This is a genomic window from Sphingomonas sp. Ell38C01 (assembly GCF_055231975.1).
The window spans coordinates 3,574,177-3,590,803 of sequence record NZ_JBUYVA010000001.1; the positions used below are offsets into that span (position 1 = coordinate 3,574,177).

General features: G+C 65.8%; 18 protein-coding genes and 2 pseudogenes. 9 read left to right on the plus strand and 11 right to left on the minus strand.

Going from position 1 to position 16,627, the window contains the following annotated elements; translation table 11 throughout:
- The first annotated feature begins 127 nt into the window (after positions 1 to 127).
- Positions 128 to 1,756, plus strand: a complete 1,629-nt coding sequence (locus tag ACV7NO_RS16930; RefSeq protein ID WP_463407122.1) for an FAD-binding oxidoreductase — start codon at positions 128 to 130, stop codon at positions 1,754 to 1,756.
- Here ACV7NO_RS16930 and ACV7NO_RS16935 read toward each other — a convergent pair.
- The 3 genes from ACV7NO_RS16935 to ACV7NO_RS16945 are packed head-to-tail and all read right to left on the minus strand — an operon-like array spanning position 1,684 to position 3,462.
- On the minus strand, positions 1,684 to 1,986 hold the full coding sequence (locus tag ACV7NO_RS16935) for a hypothetical protein (RefSeq protein WP_463407123.1): 303 nt from the start codon (positions 1,984 to 1,986) through the stop codon (positions 1,684 to 1,686). The two genes, ACV7NO_RS16930 and ACV7NO_RS16935, sit on opposite strands and share 73 nt — an antisense overlap.
- A complete protein-coding gene (locus ACV7NO_RS16940) occupies positions 1,976 to 3,043 on the minus strand; it encodes a hypothetical protein (RefSeq protein ID WP_463407124.1) in 1,068 nt (355 codons plus the stop codon). The genes ACV7NO_RS16935 and ACV7NO_RS16940 overlap by 11 nt, the downstream gene beginning before the upstream one ends.
- Entirely contained in the window at positions 3,040 to 3,462 is a 423-nt protein-coding gene (locus ACV7NO_RS16945) for a DUF4383 domain-containing protein (RefSeq protein WP_463407125.1), read from the minus strand. Before ACV7NO_RS16945 ends, ACV7NO_RS16940 begins: the two co-directional genes overlap by 4 nt.
- A gap of 82 nt (positions 3,463 to 3,544) precedes the next feature.
- On the opposite strand from ACV7NO_RS16945, the gene ACV7NO_RS16950 reads away from it, so the two are divergent.
- Positions 3,545 to 3,865, plus strand: coding sequence for a hypothetical protein (locus ACV7NO_RS16950; RefSeq protein WP_463407126.1), 321 nt, complete (start codon positions 3,545 to 3,547; stop codon positions 3,863 to 3,865).
- A 4-nt stretch (positions 3,866 to 3,869) separates the two neighbouring features.
- Here the strand turns inward: ACV7NO_RS16950 and ACV7NO_RS16955 are convergent, their stop codons facing one another.
- Complete coding sequence (locus ACV7NO_RS16955; RefSeq protein ID WP_463407391.1) at positions 3,870 to 4,406, minus strand: hypothetical protein; 537 nt, start codon at positions 4,404 to 4,406, stop codon at positions 3,870 to 3,872.
- 123 nt (positions 4,407 to 4,529) lie between these two features.
- A pseudogene (locus ACV7NO_RS16960) lies at positions 4,530 to 4,595 on the minus strand (zinc-ribbon domain-containing protein); the annotation flags it as partial.
- Between the two features lie 210 nt (positions 4,596 to 4,805).
- On the opposite strand from ACV7NO_RS16960, the gene ACV7NO_RS16965 reads away from it, so the two are divergent.
- From ACV7NO_RS16965 to ACV7NO_RS16980, 4 genes are all read left to right on the plus strand, one after another.
- Positions 4,806 to 5,171: a hypothetical protein gene (locus ACV7NO_RS16965; protein WP_463407127.1), complete on the plus strand. Its 366-nt coding sequence runs from the start codon at positions 4,806 to 4,808 to the stop codon at positions 5,169 to 5,171.
- A gap of 51 nt (positions 5,172 to 5,222) precedes the next feature.
- On the plus strand, positions 5,223 to 5,675 hold the full coding sequence (locus ACV7NO_RS16970) for a DUF5991 domain-containing protein (RefSeq protein WP_463407128.1): 453 nt from the start codon (positions 5,223 to 5,225) through the stop codon (positions 5,673 to 5,675).
- A gap of 82 nt (positions 5,676 to 5,757) precedes the next feature.
- Positions 5,758 to 6,354: a TetR/AcrR family transcriptional regulator gene (locus ACV7NO_RS16975; RefSeq protein WP_463407129.1), complete on the plus strand. Its 597-nt coding sequence runs from the start codon at positions 5,758 to 5,760 to the stop codon at positions 6,352 to 6,354.
- A gap of 12 nt (positions 6,355 to 6,366) precedes the next feature.
- Complete coding sequence (locus tag ACV7NO_RS16980; RefSeq protein ID WP_463407130.1) at positions 6,367 to 7,290, plus strand: hypothetical protein; 924 nt, start codon at positions 6,367 to 6,369, stop codon at positions 7,288 to 7,290.
- A 331-nt stretch (positions 7,291 to 7,621) separates the two neighbouring features.
- Here the strand turns inward: ACV7NO_RS16980 and ACV7NO_RS16985 are convergent, their stop codons facing one another.
- On the minus strand, positions 7,622 to 8,794 hold the full coding sequence (locus ACV7NO_RS16985) for an alpha-hydroxy acid oxidase (protein WP_463407131.1): 1,173 nt from the start codon (positions 8,792 to 8,794) through the stop codon (positions 7,622 to 7,624).
- Between the two features lie 11 nt (positions 8,795 to 8,805).
- Positions 8,806 to 9,291, minus strand: coding sequence for a hypothetical protein (locus tag ACV7NO_RS16990; protein ID WP_463407132.1), 486 nt, complete (start codon positions 9,289 to 9,291; stop codon positions 8,806 to 8,808).
- Positions 9,292 to 9,852: 561 nt separating this feature from the next.
- Here ACV7NO_RS16990 and ACV7NO_RS16995 point away from each other — a divergent pair.
- Positions 9,853 to 10,419 (plus strand): hypothetical protein, encoded by a 567-nt coding sequence (locus ACV7NO_RS16995; protein WP_463407133.1) that lies wholly within the window; start codon positions 9,853 to 9,855, stop codon positions 10,417 to 10,419.
- Positions 10,420 to 10,597: 178 nt separating this feature from the next.
- Here ACV7NO_RS16995 and ACV7NO_RS17000 read toward each other — a convergent pair whose 3' ends face one another.
- Both ACV7NO_RS17000 and ACV7NO_RS17005 read right to left on the minus strand, forming a co-directional pair.
- Entirely contained in the window at positions 10,598 to 11,152 is a 555-nt protein-coding gene (locus tag ACV7NO_RS17000; protein WP_463407134.1) for a hypothetical protein, read from the minus strand.
- A 151-nt stretch (positions 11,153 to 11,303) separates the two neighbouring features.
- Positions 11,304 to 11,630, minus strand: a pseudogene (locus ACV7NO_RS17005) (DDE-type integrase/transposase/recombinase); the annotation flags it as partial.
- A gap of 169 nt (positions 11,631 to 11,799) precedes the next feature.
- On the opposite strand from ACV7NO_RS17005, the gene ACV7NO_RS17010 reads away from it, so the two are divergent.
- Positions 11,800 to 12,567, plus strand: coding sequence for an SDR family oxidoreductase (locus tag ACV7NO_RS17010; RefSeq protein WP_463407135.1), 768 nt, complete (start codon positions 11,800 to 11,802; stop codon positions 12,565 to 12,567).
- Between the two features lie 65 nt (positions 12,568 to 12,632).
- Positions 12,633 to 13,526, plus strand: a complete 894-nt coding sequence (locus tag ACV7NO_RS17015) for a glycoside hydrolase family protein (protein ID WP_463407386.1) — start codon at positions 12,633 to 12,635, stop codon at positions 13,524 to 13,526.
- A gap of 396 nt (positions 13,527 to 13,922) precedes the next feature.
- Here the strand turns inward: ACV7NO_RS17015 and ACV7NO_RS17020 are convergent, their stop codons facing one another.
- Together ACV7NO_RS17020 and ACV7NO_RS17025 are read right to left on the minus strand one after the other, a co-directional pair.
- Positions 13,923 to 15,983, minus strand: coding sequence for a putative bifunctional diguanylate cyclase/phosphodiesterase (locus ACV7NO_RS17020; protein WP_463407136.1), 2,061 nt, complete (start codon positions 15,981 to 15,983; stop codon positions 13,923 to 13,925).
- Entirely contained in the window at positions 15,980 to 16,492 is a 513-nt protein-coding gene (locus ACV7NO_RS17025) for a GAF domain-containing protein (protein WP_463407137.1), read from the minus strand. Before ACV7NO_RS17025 ends, ACV7NO_RS17020 begins: the two co-directional genes overlap by 4 nt.
- Positions 16,493 to 16,627 lie beyond the last annotated feature (135 nt).

Genomic DNA, 16,627 nt, shown 5'->3' on the forward strand with positions numbered 1-16,627 from the left:
GCCCTGCGCGGCTCCCACCGCCGCGCGGTCCGGCGGCGAGCGCATCGCGCACGCTTGTACCGCAGGCGAAGCTCGACCAGACTGCCGGCCCGTCGCCGATGCGTGGCGGATCGAGGGAGAAGGAATCATGTCGCGGCGCGCACGGCACTGGCTGGCAGGGGCATCGGTGCTGGCGCTGATGGCGGCCGCAACCGCGCTATGGGTCGCACCGCTCGCGGCGGATCCGGTCGGGCCGAAGGATTGCGCCGACATCCTGCCACGGCTGCCCGGAGTGCCCGCGCAGGCCGCGACGGTCGCCGAGCCGCGCTGGTCGCAACGCGGCGGCACCGTCAACGACGCCAGCTGTCTCAGCCGAACCGCGGTGGCGGGCGTCGTGCGTCCGCGCAGCGAGGGCGACGTCGCGACCGCGCTGGCCTATGCGCGCGCGCACCGCTTGCCGGTGTCGGCGGCCGGCGTGAAACATTCGATGGGAGGGCAGGCTTTCCGCGCGGGCGGCGTCGTGCTCGACATGCGCGGGATGCAGGCGATCCGGCTCGACGCAGCCGCGCGGACGGTCACCGTCGGTGGCGGCGCGACGTGGCACGCGATCCAGCGGGCGGTCCATCCGCGCTTCGCGGTGAAGGCGATGCAATCGACCGACATCTTCTCGGTCGGGGGGTCGATCTCGGTCAACGCGCACGGCATGGATCATCAGGCGGGCGCGGTGATGGGGTCGCTGCGCAGCCTGCGCGTCATGCTTGCCGACGGCCGGATCGTCACCGCGTCGCGCGAGGAGAACGCCGATCTCTTCCGCCACGTCGTCGGCGGCTATGGCTTGTTCGGGGTGATCCTGTCCGCCGTCCTCGATGTGGTGCCCAACGACATCTACCGCTCCGAACGCCAGCTGATCGACTATCGCGCCTTCCCCGACACGTTCGCACGGATTGCCGCCGATCCCAGCGTGGGCTTGAGCTACGTCCATCTGTCGACCGCACCGAAGACGTTGCTGCGGGAAGCGCTGGTCTACGAATATCGCCGCTTCCCGGAGGATCAGGCGCTCGCTCGCGCACCGCTGGGCGAGGTCGCCTCGACCAAGGTCCGGCGGCTCACCGTCAACCTCGCCAAGAAGAACGACCTGTTCAAATCGCTCAAATGGTGGAGCGAGAAGAATATCGAGCATCGGATCGAAACCTGCACCGTGACGCGCGCGCAGGCGCAAGGATCGGGCGAGGCATGCCTCGTCGCGCGCAACGACCCGATGCACGATTCGGTCGCCTATCTTTTCAACGACCTGCCGGGCGAAACGGATATCCTCCACGAGTATTTCGTGCCGCGGACGCGCATCGTCCCGTTCATCGACGGCATGCGCCGGATCTTCCAGGCGCAGAATGCCAATGTCGTCAACGCCTCGATCCGCGCGGTGGGGGTGGAGGACAATGCGCTGTCCTATGCCCCCGCCCCCGCCTTCTCGGTCGTGCTCTATCTCAACCAGCCGACTACCGACGAGGGCACGGCGCGGATGCGGCGGCTGACCAGCGACCTGATCGATCTGACCAATCAGGAGGGGGGTCGCTTCTTCCTGCCCTATCAACTCCATTACACGCCCGCACAGCTCGAGCGGTCCTATCCGGAAATCGGCGCGTTCTTCGCCGTCAAGCGCGCATGGGATCCAGGCGGCGTGTTCAGCAACACCTGGTATGCGCGCTACGCCCCCGCCTTCGCGAAGCATCCCGCCGCGATCCGCCCCTCGATCACCAGCGGCGCGCCCGCGGCATAGAGCGCCGCGACGAAACCACGATGATCCGACCGCGCGAGCGTCGCACCGCGCCGGACCTCGACCACGGTGCCGCCCGCCGCCACGATCGTGCGTACCGCCGCGGCGCCATCGCCGATCACCGCGACCTGCCGCCCCGCCGGCCCCATGAACGGCATCGCGACCATCACCAGCGTCCACATGCCCAGCACCAGCGCCGCGAGCGCCGCAGCGCGCGCGATCCTAATAGTCATAGACATGCTCGACCACGCCGCCGCGCGCATCCGTCTCGCGCAGCAAGGCGGTCAGTCCCGGTACGCTAACCGTGACCCCGACGCGCCGCCAGCCCGCGCGCTCGATCGGCATGGTCAGCAAGGCCCCCGCCGGGTTCGGCTGCGATGCCGGCAGCAGCAGCGTGACGAAGATCGCGTCGTTGCCCGCGATCTCGACCAACGGCACCCGCGCCGCCGCCAGTTTCTCGAGCAGCGCGTTGAACTGCTGATAGCGCGGTGCCTCGACGACCGTGCCACCCCCTGCCACCATCCGGACGGGCACGAGCCGCGGGTCGATCGCCCGGATAGCCGCGGGCGACGCGGTCGCCACGAAGCGCAGCGTGGCGTCGTCGCGGCCCAGCGTCGCGCCGGTCGCGCGATCGATCGACCAGGCATAGCCCGCCTTTACGCCATATTCGCCCGACAGCGCGAGGCGGCGCTCCCAGTGTCGCGCATGCAGCGTGGGTTCGCTGGTCCGCCACAGGCCGGCGAGCGCCTTGCCGAACGGAAAGCGATACCACGGCGTCTCGTGCATGAACGCGCCATAGTCCGCCTGGACGCGGGCGGCATAACGGTCGTCCGCGCTGTGCCAGCCGCTCGCCCATTCGAAGAACCGTCCGATCGTGCGCTCGTACGCTGCCTTCACTGCCAGTTCGACGGTATAGCTGATCCCGATCGTGTAGATCATCACCTTGGCATCGCCTGCCGCCGCGCTGCCGCGCGTCGCGCGATTGACGGCGCAATAGGATGTCCAGAAGCTCGCGATCTGCGTTCCGTACGCAAAGCTGCTGGGCGGCGCGCCGCGCATCAGATGGCGTGCGAACGCGTCCGCCTCATAGACGATGTGCCATTCGGGATAGGTCAGGAAGGTGCGGGCGAGCGGGCGGCGCTCCGCGGGCGGCAGCACCGACGCGTGCGGCACGGCGGCAGGTGCCGCGATGGCCCTGCGGCACCCGCCCTCGATATAGGCCAGCGGGACGATAACGATCGCCGCGACCGTCGCGCCGAGCGCGAGGCCGATGCGCCAGCGCCGCTTCACGCGACGCCACGGTTCGCGGGTCCGTGCGCCAGACGATAGCCGACCCAGATCGCCAGCCCGCCGATCACGAGATGCGGCAGGTTGGCAAAGACATGCGCATAGAGCGATTCCCTGACGGGCCCGTACAGGAAGATCCCGCCGTCGAGATACCCGCTGCCCAGGAACAGCCCCATCACCCCGTCGGCGCAGTAGAGCGGGCCGAACAACCGGAAATACGTCCGCGCCGCGCCGTACGACCACCAGGCCGCGACGCCCGCCCACAGGCCCGAGAAGGCGTGCAGGCTGTCGTCGTACAGGTCCAGCTTGAACAGGCCGAACAGGTTGCCATCCGCGTCGTGGAAAGCGGGCACATAGCCGATCGCGACGACGGCCATGAACCCGATGAAATAGAGCCAGCCGAACCGCCGCACCTTGTCCATCGAACGTCTCTCCTGCCGTAGCGAACCTGCCAGCCGCCAGCCGTCATTTCAATGGAAAGCACCGCGGTGGGAGCATGCGCGCATGTCTGATACCCTCGCGCGGCCAGTCTTCTGCCAGGAGCCGCACTGCGTGACGATGCCTCCCGATCCGCCTCCCCGCACCCGCTCTCCGCTGGCGGACGCGCGTGGCTGCCTGCTGACCGTCCTGTTCTTCCATATCGAACTGGTGGTCGGCATCGTCGTCATGGCGCTAGTCGCCGACGCGATTTCGCCGTCGTTGGCCGCGCGCGGATACAACATCAATATCGGGAACGGCTTCCTGATCGCATGGGGGCTGGGTGCGGTGATCGCGATCTACCCGGTGATCTGGACCGATCGGTTGCGGCGCCGCTGCGTCCGCTGACGGGTCAGGACAGCAGGCACCCCGACAGGATCGTCGTACCAGCCAGTCCCCGGACCCGATCGCAGGCGACGCTGACGAACTGCCCCTTGGCGAGCGGCGCGAGACGCGTGCGATACCCCTCGGGAAACTCGACGATCATGTAGTTGAACCGCGTCCGCCCCTCGAGCGAAAGCGACGGCGTCGGCCCGGGCTGGACCATCGTCGCGATCGTGCCCGACACGCGGATCGGCCCCGCATAACGCACCGCGGCGCCGGCCGGGTCGCTGTTGAAGGCCGAATCGAGCACCGCTGCCGACACGCTGTCGCTCGCGCGCGTGTTGCCGGCCGCAACCGTCGCAGCGTCGGACGCTTCGTCGACCGCGCGGCGATCCGACGCCCCGCCCTGCCGGGCGTCGCTTCGATCCGCCATGGCGGCGACGTCACGCATCTCGGTCACCGGAGTCGTCGCCTTGGGTGCGAGCAGCAGATAGCCGATGATGATGACCGCCACCGCGACCAGCGCAGGGAGGACCCAGCGCAGGCCACCGCCAGTTCCCGGCACGAGCGGCTCAGTTCCCCGCGAGCGGGGTGGCGAGGCTGAAGGCGCTGTCCGATCAACCGTCGCTGTCTGGTCGGGCACACGATCGAAGCCGGGCGGATCGGCAGTGGCGCCAGCGACAGCGGCGCCGCACTTTGCGCAGAACCTGGCGTCATCTGGAAGCTCGGTTCCGCATTGGTTGCAGAAGGACATGGCCTGCTCTCCCGTTCGCTCCCACCGACGACGCTCGGTCCCGCCAATCGTTCCCTTGGCGTATCGACCACAACGACCGGACCCCCATCGACAAATTTAATTAAGCACCGTTCATTTTCCATTAATTGAGCAGTGCGCATTTCTGCTTCCACGGCCATGTTCGACCGTACCGGAGATCCTCTTGCGGGATCGGCACACAGGAGAACGACCATGAAACGCATGACCCTGATCGCCGCCGCGATCGTCGCAGCGACCGGTTTCGCCAGCCAGCCCGCCGCCGCCTACGGCCTGACCACCACCGGCCGGACGCTCGCGACCCCGCGCCTCACCGTCGACGTGCTCACCGACATCGCCCGCTATTCCAGGGCGGCCGGCGGGTGCAATTTCATCTTCTCGGCCGACATGCGCGTCGTGCCCGGCAGCTTCACGCAGCAGGGCGCTCACGCGGAGATCTGGACGCTCAACCTGTGCGGCGCAAAGCAGCGGTTCCGCATCACCATGTGGCCCTCGCCGCGCGGGGGCAGCGACTACGCGGTGCAACGCGCCAGCGGCCCGATGCCGCTGTATACGCGGTGAAGCCCAACCGCCCGCGAAACGTTCAGTCCTTCACGTAACGGGAGAATCATCATGTTCACGTCGATCAAAAGTGTCGCAGTGCTCGCCGCCGCCAGCCTTCTCGCCATCGCGCCCGCCTCGGCCGCGCCGCTATCGACCTGGTACGGCAAGTTCGTCTGGGAAGAGGCGCTTGGCCGCATCGGCGGGGAGGGCCGCGACGGCGTGGCGATCTTCGTCACGCATACGCTGACCCTCGGGCCGAGCGCGGGCCCGACCGGATGCCGCCTCGACGCCGAGGGATACCAGACCGACAAGCACTGGAAGTGCACCGCCACGCCCGAGATGGAGTCGGTCATCATCAAGCTGTTCAAGCTGCGTCCGACCGATCCCGGCCGCGGGGTGTCCGGCACCCGCCTGTTCCGGATCACGCGGGGCGAGAACGGCCTGATGACCCGGCTTGAAGCCTATGATGCGACCAGCGAGATGAGCCCGCGCAGCGGACGCCTCTTCAGCCGCGTCGGCTGATCGACCGATACCCCCCGAAAGGCGTGGCCGCCACCGGACGTGGCAGCCACGCCCTCGCCTCTTACGAAAGCCGCCGCCGCATATGGGCAGACGATCCGACCACAGCCGCGACGAACTCCGCGCGCTGCTCCTCGACGCAGGCACCATATTGATGGCGGAGACGGGGTTTGCCGCCTTTTCCGCGCGGGAGGTCGTCAAGCGCGTCGGCTACACGATCGGCACGGTCCACAACGTGTTCGGCAACGTCGACGGCCTGTTGACCGCGATCAACACCGCCACGTTCGGCGAGTGGGCGGATGCGCTTGAGGCGAAGCTCGATGCCACGAGCGAGGACCGGATCGCGGCGCTCGTCGCCGGGTATTTCGCGTTCGCGCGCGACAACCCGCATCGCTGGGCGGCGATCTACGATCACCGGCCGGCCTGCGAGACGCTGACGCCCGAGCAGGAGGCGACGCGCGGGCGGCTTATGCTGATCGTCGCCGCGGAAGTCGCGCAGGCGCTGGGCCGCAGCGTGGACGCGGCGCTCGGCACGTTCGCGCGCTCGCTCGTCGCCACCGTCCACGGCCATTGCAGCTTCGCGATCACCGGATCCTGGGCGGCGATGGGACAGCATGATCCCGAGGCGGTCGCGCTGATGCGGGTTCGCGAGAGCCTGGCCGCGGAGCGCACACGACACTGACAGGAGAGCCCGATGCCGACCTCACCGCAGTTCCGACGCTTTCATCGACACGCCGGCATCGACCGGTTTGCCGGAGTGCCGCCGCAGTTCGAACGCACCGACAATGGCTGGTGGTTCCGCCGTCATGGCCACGGCCCCGCGATCCACGTGTCCGACGACGAATATGCCGGCTTCATGCGCGCCGGCTGGCGTGCGGTCATCCTGCACGCGACCGCGCTGGCGGTATTCGCGACGCTTGCATGGCTGCTCGTCGAACGGATGCTGCCGGGCTGGGGCGACGATTCGCAGGCGATCGCGTTCGGCTTGGTCCTCTCGCTGATCGGGATGGCGCTCTACGGGTCGCTTGGCCACCATGCCGATGCACCCGCCCGCGCGCTTGTACGGCGTCCGCCGCAGCGGCCTGCCCGCGACCCCGACGCGTCGACACAGCCCAATTATTCGACGATCGTGGCGGTGGTGGCGCTTCTGCTCTTCGCGGCGGCGATCGGCACCCGGCAGCCGGCGTCGTCCTATATCGCGTTCGCCACCGTTGCGGTGATGATCGGAGCGTTCCTGACGATCCGGCGCCTGCGCTTCGACCGACTTTTGACCGCGGTCCAGCGCGAGCGTCTTCGCGAACAGCGGGTCGCCGACCGCGACATCGAACGGATGCGGCGGCGTCAGCAGCCCGAGCCGCTATGGAAGGGCATGCTGCTCCTGGTCTTCGTGGGGCTCGAGCTCGCGATGCTGCTGGGCGGCGTCGTTCTTGGCGTCGTCATCGCGCAGGCGATCGCGGGACCGGCCTCGGGAGATGCGGGCTTCGGCATCTTCATGCTGGGCTTCCTCCCCGGCCTCGCCTTTGGCGGCCTGCTCTCCTGGCCGCTGGAGCGCCTCTGCAAACGCTGGACCGGCTATTCCGCCGTACACGCGTTCGACTGGCTCCCACCGAGCTGGTGACAGGCGCGCCCGCGGGCCGACGTTCTGCGGGGTTGCCGTCGAACCAACCGAACTGTGGCTCCCTCAAGAGACGCGAGCGATTGATGACGTCGATGCAAGAGACCAAACCGTCATCGGCGGCGCATGGGCGACGTGGCACGCCGTTCGGCGGACGTCCCGGCACTGCTGGCCCGGCTGAACCGTACCAAGCACCGCGTCCGCAGCAACAACGACGATCCCGCCGCGAGCGGGACCTGCTGGGCATCTTTCACCTGGGGGGTGGGTCTTCCCTTCAGGCAACGAGCGACCGAGGAAAGGAAGCCGTTGGCCGCACCGTCACGATCCTGCGCCGTCAACATGCGTGACCGCGTTCACCCAGCCTGCAGCGAACGTGGCGGCGGGACAAGTCGGCGATGTCGTTGATCCCCGCAAGCGTCAGGGTGCGCTCGAACTCCTCCCTCAGCAGCGTCAGCAAGCGATCGACGCCCGGCTCACCGCCCGCTGCCAAGCCATACAAATACGGGCGTCCGATCGAGCAGGCGGTCGCCCCCAGCGCGAGCGCCTTCACCACGTCCGAGCCACGTCTGATTCCGCCATCGCAGATTACGTCCGCTGAGTCGCCGACGGCGTTTCGTACCGCCTCGATCTGATCGATCGGTGCGGGCGCACCGTCCAACTGACGCCCGCCGTGGTTCGAGATCATGACGCCGGTCGCTCCCGAGGCGATCGAGCGGCGCGCATCCTCGGGCGTCATCACGCCCTTGATCGCGAGCGGCCCGTCCCATTCGCGGGCAAGCCATTCGACGTCGCGCCAGCCGACCGAGCGGTCGAACTGACCGCCGATATAGTCGAACAGGCTCATCGGCCCCGAGGCCAGCGCGTCGACCTTGTGGCTGACGTTGGCGAGATCGAACTTCGACCCCGTCAGCGCGGGAATCGACCAGCCGGGGTGGAGCGCGAAGCTGAGCAACGACCGGAGCGTCAGCTTCGGGGGCAGCGACAGGCCGCTGACCCGGTCGCGCTCCCGATTGCCGGCGACCGGCGTGTCGACCGTCAGTGCAAGGCCGTGGAAGCCGGCGTCGCGGCAGCGCGCCACGAACTCGGCGGTCAGGCCGCGATCCTTGAAGATGTAGATCTGGAAGACCTTTGGGCCGGCAGACGCCTGCGCGAGATCCTCCAGTCGGGTCGTGCCCATCGTCGAGAGGCTATAGAGAAGCCCGTGGCGCGCCGCCGCGCGGGCCACCGCGAGTTCGGCATGCCCGTGGAACATGCGGGTGAGACCGGTGGGCGACAGCATCAGCGGCCAGCGCGATGGCTGCCCGAAGATCCTGGTGCCCGTCCGGATCTGCGACACGTCGTTAAGGACGTCGGGGACCAGCTCATACTCCGCGAACGCGGCCGCATTGCGACGCAGCGACAGCTCGTCATCCGCGCCGCCGTCGATATAGTCGAAGATCGGTCGCGGCAGCCGGCACCGCGCCATCGCGCGCAGGTCGGCAACGTTGTTCACACGATCAAGTCGCATCGTGTCGGCCCTCAGCCACGGCTCAGCCGGAAGTCGCTGGCGATGAGCGGAACGCGCCCGCTCAGGCGGATGACCCTGTCGGGCGAAGCGCCGCCCCCAAGCGCGATCTCGACACGCGTCTCCCCGCCATCGCTCGTGCGATCGATGCGCGCATTGGTATAGCCGCCGCCAAGCACGATCGGCGTTTGAAGCAGTTGCCAGTACGCGCCGAACCAAACGCGATCCTGCAGCGCGGTGTGGCTCGGGAGGCCGCATCCGGTCGTCCCGGGGGCGGGATCGGTTGCGCCCGCCGAAGCGGTCAGCACGGTGCATGCGGTGGTGGCCGGCGTTCTGGCAATCGCGATGGCCGGAACGGCAGATACACTCGCGGTGCCGCTTACCACCGCGATCGCTGGAATATTCGAGCCGACGCCAAGGCTGCCAGACAGTCCGAGCGTCGCCGCCACGGCCATCCCTGCACCAGCGATGGTCAGTGCCGGCATCCATGCGGTCTTCATAACCGTCTCCTAGCGCGCGACGCCTCCCGTTTGTCGGAATGGCCGACGCGGACGGCGGCGCTCGCCGACTGCATCACCGCTCCGATGTCCGCTGGAACGATCAGGACAGGCTGCGCGCATCGGGCGCGGATCGACAAACGGTTTCGCTGTGCCAAGGGGCTGGCAGGCTATGCACCCCTGCCTTTGCGTCACCAATGAGCGGGTGTTGTGGAGCATCGAGGCAAGGTGGATGAATGTACGGAACTGGAGCGACCGTTTAACTCCACGCATGTCGCCATGTGGGTCTATCACCCGATGGCTCGCGATCGATTAGGTTACGAGCAGCCCGTAGCCACCCTCCCTCCCCCGCCCCAGACGATGTGTTTCGGATCGGGTACGGCGACGGGATGAACCTGTACGACTATGTCGAGGGGAGTCCAGTGAACCGGATCGATCCGAGCGGGTTGGCTGAGCAGACCGCGCCTGCCGATGCGAGTTGCCCGGGGGGTGGCGGACCTGCGGAAATCTGCCCGGTGCCGACTGGCACCGACATCGTCGTTACCGGACGTCGTCTACCTTTCTGTGACGATCGACTATGGAGCGCTGGGCAGGACCATCCTAAACTGGCAGAATTCGTTGCTTCAGGGCACCTCCTCGCTCGGGGCAGGAACCGCCGGATCGCCGCAAATAGTGAAGGTGGCCCAGCCTTATACAGGCGATACCTTCTGTGGTGGACCCACCGTTGGACGTGCCAACCGCTTCAACCCGTTTGGCCGCATCAACTCAGGTAAAACTGGAGGTGACTGCACGGCATTAAACGATGTTGGCCGCATCGCAGCTGCGAATGGGATAAAGCCGCTAGGTGATGTGATGGTGAACTCGTTCACCACCGGAGCATCAATCCTGGCCGCGATACCGCATGGCATGGGTGACAGTTGGCTTGTGAGCACAAATCCTGTCTCGGGTTACACCAGTTTCAGCAATTCAGGCCTGACTCTTCGACATAATGCCGAGACAGTTCTCATCCGTGCCTATATCCCATCTTTATTTAATATTCCTAAAGGGTGCGCTCCAGCTCAATCTGAAAACTGCCATTATAGTTTATTTAGATGGAAATTACGCCGCAGAAGCAGAGAGAGTATCACATAACTGTTTTAAACTCATTAGCAGGTATGGAAGACGATCTTCTTGCTAGTGAGGTGCCAATCGAGGCGGTCGAACATATTCGACAAGCCCTCGCAATATGCATCTCAGATTTCAAAAGCCGTTTCCGTTCTTAAACGCGCCATACTAATAAAACTGGCATGTGTGGATAGCGACGCTCGCATCACCCGATCGCCACCCCCATCGCCCTGACGGGCTTGGGGATGGCGATCGTCGCCCCTTTGCGCATCAGCATTTCATCGATCGCGCCGACCTTGGCGCTGCTGCGTCCTTTGATGGCACCTGCGAGGCGGTCGCGGTCGTCGGTGTAGATGATCGCGGAGGCCTTGGCGCGGGAGACGGCGACATAGGCGATGTTGGCATCGACGTTGCTGCGGACGGCCGCGCCGTGTCGGGCCCGACTGATCGCGACATAGACGGAGCGCGCATCCACCGTGTTCGCGCTGAACGCCTCCAGATGAGCCATGACCCGATCGCACGTCGCCCCTTGCACGGAATGGATCGTCCGCACCCAGCCCGGCCGGACATGCCGGTCGGCGAGGTGGGCGAGGTGGGCGAGGTCGAGCATCTCGCGTAGCCCGTCCTCACGCTCCAGCACCATGCTCGCCCCCTGGGGGTCGATCGCGACCACCTCGGCGGTCTGCCCGTTGAGGCGGTCGGCGCGGTAGTTGTTGCGGGTGAACTGCACCCGGTCGCCGGCGCGGAACTCCTGCTGCACCTCGGTGAAGGCTTCGGCCGCGTCGGCGCCCCAGCGGGCGGGCTGCCATTCGACGGGCCTGGGGTCGCTGCGTTGCCGGGGACGGGTGCTGTCAGTCTAACGCGAACCGCTCTCCACACGATGCACTTCTGGCTTTGGGGACAGCAGCCTAGCTCTCGAGGATCTCGCCCTCGTGATCGACCGCACGCCAGAGATACACCATCTCGCCCTTCAGCTTCACGTACATCTCGTCTAGGTGCCAGCGCCAGTGTCGGAAGCCCCGCTAGCGACGGATGTCGCCTGCGAACATCGGACCGGACCGGTTCCACCACATCCGTACCGTCTCATGGCAGATGTCGATCCCGCGCTCGAACAGCAGGTCCTCCACGCTCCGCAGCGACAGCGGGAAGCGCACGTACATCAGCACCACCAGCCGGATCACTTCGGCCGACGAGTTGACGTAGCGGAACGGGCTGGCCGGTTTGCGCGGGCGGGGCATCGGGGCGCGCTACCGCCTTCCGCTACGATCGGTGCATTCGATCTGACAGTGCCCCTTCGATCGCTAATTTCCCCTCGGGTCCGAGGCGGACCATTGATCGCGATGGGCTACAAACCTAACTAGCATCGATAGAAGCGCGGTCACTATCGGGCTTCACAAGGGAACATCGATGAGTAAGCGGACGATCGTAGTGACAGGCGCGGAGTCTGGGATCGGAGCCGCTTGCGCCGCGGCGTTCGGCATCGCGGGCGACCGGGTGGCAGTTCTGTATTTCGGCGACACCGCCGCAGCCGAGACTACCGCAGCGGCGGTCCGGAAGGCGGGTGGCGAGGCGATGCTGGTCCAGGCGCATGTCAACGACGAAGGATCCGTCGATGCCGCCTTTGAGAGTGTCGAGCGGGCATGGGGCCCGGCGGATGTGCTCGTCAATTCGGCGGGATTGAACATGACGGGGGTTGCGGTCCGCGACATGGGCCTGGTGCAATGGCGTCGTCTGCTCGACACCGACCTGACTGGTGCGTTCCTCGTTTCACGCCGTTTTCTGACCGGGAGGGGGGAAGCGACCGGCGATGCGGCGATCATTCATATATCCTCGATCCACGCCTATGCGGTGCGCGCGGGCGGGGCGGATTATTGTGCAGCGAAGGGTGGGCTGACGAACCTGGTCGAGACATTGGCGATCGAGGAGGCGCCGCGTGGCATTCGCGTCAATGCGATCGAGCCGGGCATGATCCTGACGCCGATGAATGCTCGGGCGCAGCAGGACGAAACCTATCGGCGTACGCTTGAGAACAACATCCCGATGGGGCGCGCCGGGAACCCCGGCGAGGTCGCCGACCTTGCCGTATTTCTCGCGTCCGACCGCGCGCGTTACATCACCGGTGCGCGGATCGTGATCGATGGCGGTTTGTCGCTGATGCAGGCGATCGGCGCATGATGACGCAGGACGCAGGCACTACCCTTGCCGATCCCCATCGCAAGGAGGCGGTCGCCGCGACGGACATGGCACTCGACTTCAACGTGAAGCGGATCGAGACGGTTGTGCTGGACGGTCCGGCCGATCTCATGCGTCGCGACCTGATGAGCCCCTATATCTGGCGCGAGGCGGATGGTCGGTGGGGCATCATGGTCCGCGCCACGCTCAAGGCCGGAGAACCGATGACCGATACCGGGCAGATATGGGCCGGATGGAGCGACGACGGCGTGACGTTCAGAATGCTGGACGCGCCTTCGATCGTGCCCGGCCCGGACGCCCACGATTCCGGCGGGGTGGAGGACCCGACGGTCGTGCGACAGCCTGACGGTTATATCGTCTATTATTCGGGCGTGTTGGCCGATCACGCGCACGGCGAACTGTCCTACGCCACCGGCCCGTCTCTGGACCGGTTGGTGAAGAGCGGCGTCGCATTGGCCTCTTCCAGATCCGAAGGAAACACCAAAGAAGCGACGGTCGATCGCACCGCCGATGGTCGCTGGCGCCTCTTTTACGAATATGCTGCCGACGATGCATCGCGTGTCGGGCTGGCGATCGGCACCGGTGTCGCCGGGCCATGGACCGAGCAGTCGACGCCCTTCATGCCGCGCGAAGAGAGCTGGGACGACTGGCACCTGTCCACGGGTCCCCTGCTGACCGACGACGCCGCCATGCCGGTCATGTTCTACAACGGCGCGACGCGAGATGCGCGCTGGCGCATCGGCTGGATCGCCTTCGATGCGGACTATACCCGTGTGGTGGCACGAGGCATCGAACCGCTTATCACTCCGCCGCCCGTCGATGATCGTGGAGCCACGGATATCGCGTTTGCCGCGTCCGTGGTCGTCGCCGACGGCATGATCTGGCTATATTATTCGCTGGAAGATCGCCGTCTCGTCAGGGCGCTCATCCGTCGAAGTTGAGCGTTCATCTTCCAACAAGCGCAGCTGGCGCTGTCGAACTAACCGGAAGTGGTTCGTTTGGGTCGTGACGGGAGTCGCGCCAGCACGCGCGCATGAGCAAAACACGATCAAATCGGCAGCATTCTGGTAACGGCTCCGCATCTCGCGCTTCCTTAACCGGATAGGACATCGCCGGTGCATCGGCTTTGACAATGCCGTGCGGCCTATATCTTCTCGCAGGCGAGCGATGCCTGGACGCTCACCCCCGAACGCTATGACGACGGCAGCATCTTGAGGGGCACGCTTGCCCGCCCTGCCCTACAGTGGCCACTCGCCGACGTGGCAGCCGAATGGCTCGACATCATCATCGTCCACAAGATCGACCGGCCGACCCGCTGCCAACCGGCATCGAGGCGTTTAAGCTACCAAAGCGCAGCTTGGCGGCGCCTTCGCGGTCCCCCGAATGGTAGACCGAACCATATGCGCATCAGCGAGTGAGCGCGACGGTCGCCCGATGAGATAGCCCTGGATTGCCGAGCAGCCCTCCTGCGCCACGATGCGAAGCTGACCCGCTGTCTCGATGCCTTCTGCGAGAATCGGTATCCCTAGCGTGCTACCCAGCGACACGACCGCGCACAGGATCGCGACGGCCTGTTCGTCCTTGTCGATCTCCGCCACGAAGGAGGCGTCGAGCTTGATTTTGTCGAATGGGAACGATCGCAGCACGTCGAGCGAGGAATAGCCGACGCCGAAATCGTCGAGCGCCAGGCCGACACCCATCTCCTTGAGCGCGCGCAGCTGGATCAGCGCGAAGTCGCGGTCGCGGATGATCGCGCTTTCGGTCAGTTCCAGCGCAAGCCGCTCCGGCGGCAATCGGCTGCGGTCCAGCGCATCGCGGACCGTATCGACCAGCCTGGGATCAGACAGGTGCAGCGGAGACAGATTTATCGCAACGACGTGCCGGTTCGGCCAAAGCGCGGCTTCGAAGCAGGCTTGGTTGAGGACCCACTCGCTCAGCGCAATGATCTCCCCTATCTCTTCGGCGAGCGGGATGAACAGGGCGGGTGACATCAGGCCTCGCGACGGATGTCGCCAGCGGACCAGAGCCTCGTAGCCGATGATTTCACCGGCAACGGGGGATGCCTGCACCTGATAGTGCAATTCGAAGGCACCCGTGGCGACCGCCTGACGCAATTCGTTCGCCAGTTCGCGTCGCTCGCGGACTGCCTCGTCCATCGTCGGGTCGTAGAAGCATGGCACGCCCGAGTGCTCGCGCTTGGCACGATACATTGCAAGGTCCGCCCGGGCGAGCAGGGTATCCGCTTCGAACCCGTCCTGCGGCGCCGTGGCGACGCCGATATTGCAGCCGACCGATGTCGAGAACCGCTCGAACAGAAATGGCTCCCTGAAGATCGCGGACAAACGGCCGAAAAACGCGTCGAGCTCGCCCCGGTCCTCATACGGGATCAATGCGGCGAATTCATCGCCGCCAAGGCGGGCGATGCATTCGTTCTGGCCAAGGACCTCCGCCATCCGCCCTGCCAGCGCGATCAGCAGCTGATCGCCCGCCTGATGCCCATAGGTGTCGTTGACGCTCTTGAACCGCGACAGGTCGAGCATGACGACTGCCGTGTTCGAGACCCGTTCCTCATGATGCAGTTGAGCGGTCAGCATGTCATTGAAGGACATCCGGTTCGGCAAGTCGGTCAGCCCGTCGTGCAAAGCCATGCGACGCATCCGCCGATAGGAATCGGTCTGCGTCTGCCCGTCGATCAACGCGCTCACCGCTGCGCAGCCGATGAACAGCAGTCCTGCGCACGCGGTGGCCACCCCCAGCGCGGTCATCGCTGGATCAGACAGTCCCTCGCCACCGCGCAGATCGAACGCGCGGATGCGCATTGCGGCCATGCCAGTAAAATGCAGCGCGGCAACAGCCGCTCCCAGCAGCATGCCCCCGTATATGCTGCGCCGTCGACGTCCACTGCGCAACATGTCGAAGGCGGCCGCTGCGAGCAGCGACGACAACAATACCGACGCGGTTACGTAGCCCGGACGCCACTCGACGAGTCCGTCGATGCGGTACGCGACCATGCCGGTATAATGCATCGCGGAAATGGCGATTCCGATGATTGCGCCACCAGGAAGAACATGTTTGCGTCGTGTCGACGACGCCAGTGCAAGACCCGGCGCGGCAATCAGGATTGCGATAGCGAGCGAGGCGAGCGTCAGCACCGGATCGAGCGTCACGGGAACGCCCGAATGGAACGCCATCATCGCGACGAAATGCGTGCACCATACCATCGTCCCCGTGCCGACCGCCGACAGCGTGATCCAGCCGGCCCGGCTACGGCCCCGTGCCGCACGGATACGACCGAAGAGCTGCACGGTGCCCGCCGAACCGATCAGACAGACCAAGAGCGCGAGCCCCACCAGCCACAGGTTGTGATCCTGGCCGATGCAGGCGACGACGTCGATCATGCCACAACCATGCCCGGGAGGCGGGCATTTCGCTCCATCCCGATGGCGGCCTGGCGAGCGAGCGCGGACAGATAAGTGCGCTGGTCGCGCGATGCCGGCGGCCTGGACTTTGTGTCGAGGACGCACAGCATACCCACCTCGATCCCGTCCTCAAGAATCAGTGGTGCGCCGATATAGTAGCACACATGCGGTTCGCCGATCACACCAGGCAGAGCACGGAACACCACGTCGACCGTTGCATCGCACACCTCGAAGATCACTCCGTCATGATCGAGCGCATGCGTACAGAAGCTGTCTTCCCGCGGGACGCATCCGATCGGGAAGCCGTGGCTCGCCTGAATCGAAAGATGATTGTCGTGGACCAAGGTGATCAAAGCGATCGGAGCGGCGAACGCGTTCGCGGCCTGTTCAACAAGTTTTTCATAGAATGATTTCGATCTTGCGACGCTACCAGTAAGGTTACCGACCTCACGAGTGCGGGCACATTCGCGCAATAGCCTTCCGATCATCCGAACGCATCCCATCTTGGTCGAATCCGGTAATGACATCAGCGGGTTAAGGGCAGGTAAGTGCGAGGCGCCTCTCGAGTGCAACCCGCTCGACTTCGCTGCGCACAGACGCGACAGGACAGCTCGACTCGCCGG

Bases quoted from the DNA above. Each gene is read 5' to 3' on its own strand.
- ACV7NO_RS17010 (WP_463407135.1), top strand. From the start codon at position 11,800: ATGAGTAAGCGGACGATCGTAGTGACAGGCGCGGAGTCTGGGATCGGA.
- ACV7NO_RS16975 (WP_463407129.1), top strand. From the start codon at position 5,758: ATGGGCAGACGATCCGACCACAGCCGCGACGAACTCCGCGCGCTGCTC.
- ACV7NO_RS17025 (WP_463407137.1), bottom strand. From the start codon at position 16,492: ATGATCGGAAGGCTATTGCGCGAATGTGCCCGCACTCGTGAGGTCGGT.
- ACV7NO_RS16950 (WP_463407126.1), top strand. From the start codon at position 3,545: ATGTCTGATACCCTCGCGCGGCCAGTCTTCTGCCAGGAGCCGCACTGC.
- ACV7NO_RS16930 (WP_463407122.1), top strand. From the start codon at position 128: ATGTCGCGGCGCGCACGGCACTGGCTGGCAGGGGCATCGGTGCTGGCG.
- ACV7NO_RS16970 (WP_463407128.1), top strand. From the start codon at position 5,223: ATGTTCACGTCGATCAAAAGTGTCGCAGTGCTCGCCGCCGCCAGCCTT.
- ACV7NO_RS17020 (WP_463407136.1), bottom strand. From the start codon at position 15,983: ATGATCGACGTCGTCGCCTGCATCGGCCAGGATCACAACCTGTGGCTG.
- ACV7NO_RS16990 (WP_463407132.1), bottom strand. From the start codon at position 9,291: ATGAAGACCGCATGGATGCCGGCACTGACCATCGCTGGTGCAGGGATG.
- ACV7NO_RS16985 (WP_463407131.1), bottom strand. From the start codon at position 8,794: ATGCGACTTGATCGTGTGAACAACGTTGCCGACCTGCGCGCGATGGCG.
- ACV7NO_RS17015 (WP_463407386.1), top strand. From the start codon at position 12,633: ATGGCACTCGACTTCAACGTGAAGCGGATCGAGACGGTTGTGCTGGAC.
- ACV7NO_RS16965 (WP_463407127.1), top strand. From the start codon at position 4,806: ATGAAACGCATGACCCTGATCGCCGCCGCGATCGTCGCAGCGACCGGT.
- ACV7NO_RS16935 (WP_463407123.1), bottom strand. From the start codon at position 1,986: ATGACTATTAGGATCGCGCGCGCTGCGGCGCTCGCGGCGCTGGTGCTG.
- ACV7NO_RS16980 (WP_463407130.1), top strand. From the start codon at position 6,367: ATGCCGACCTCACCGCAGTTCCGACGCTTTCATCGACACGCCGGCATC.
- ACV7NO_RS16945 (WP_463407125.1), bottom strand. From the start codon at position 3,462: ATGGACAAGGTGCGGCGGTTCGGCTGGCTCTATTTCATCGGGTTCATG.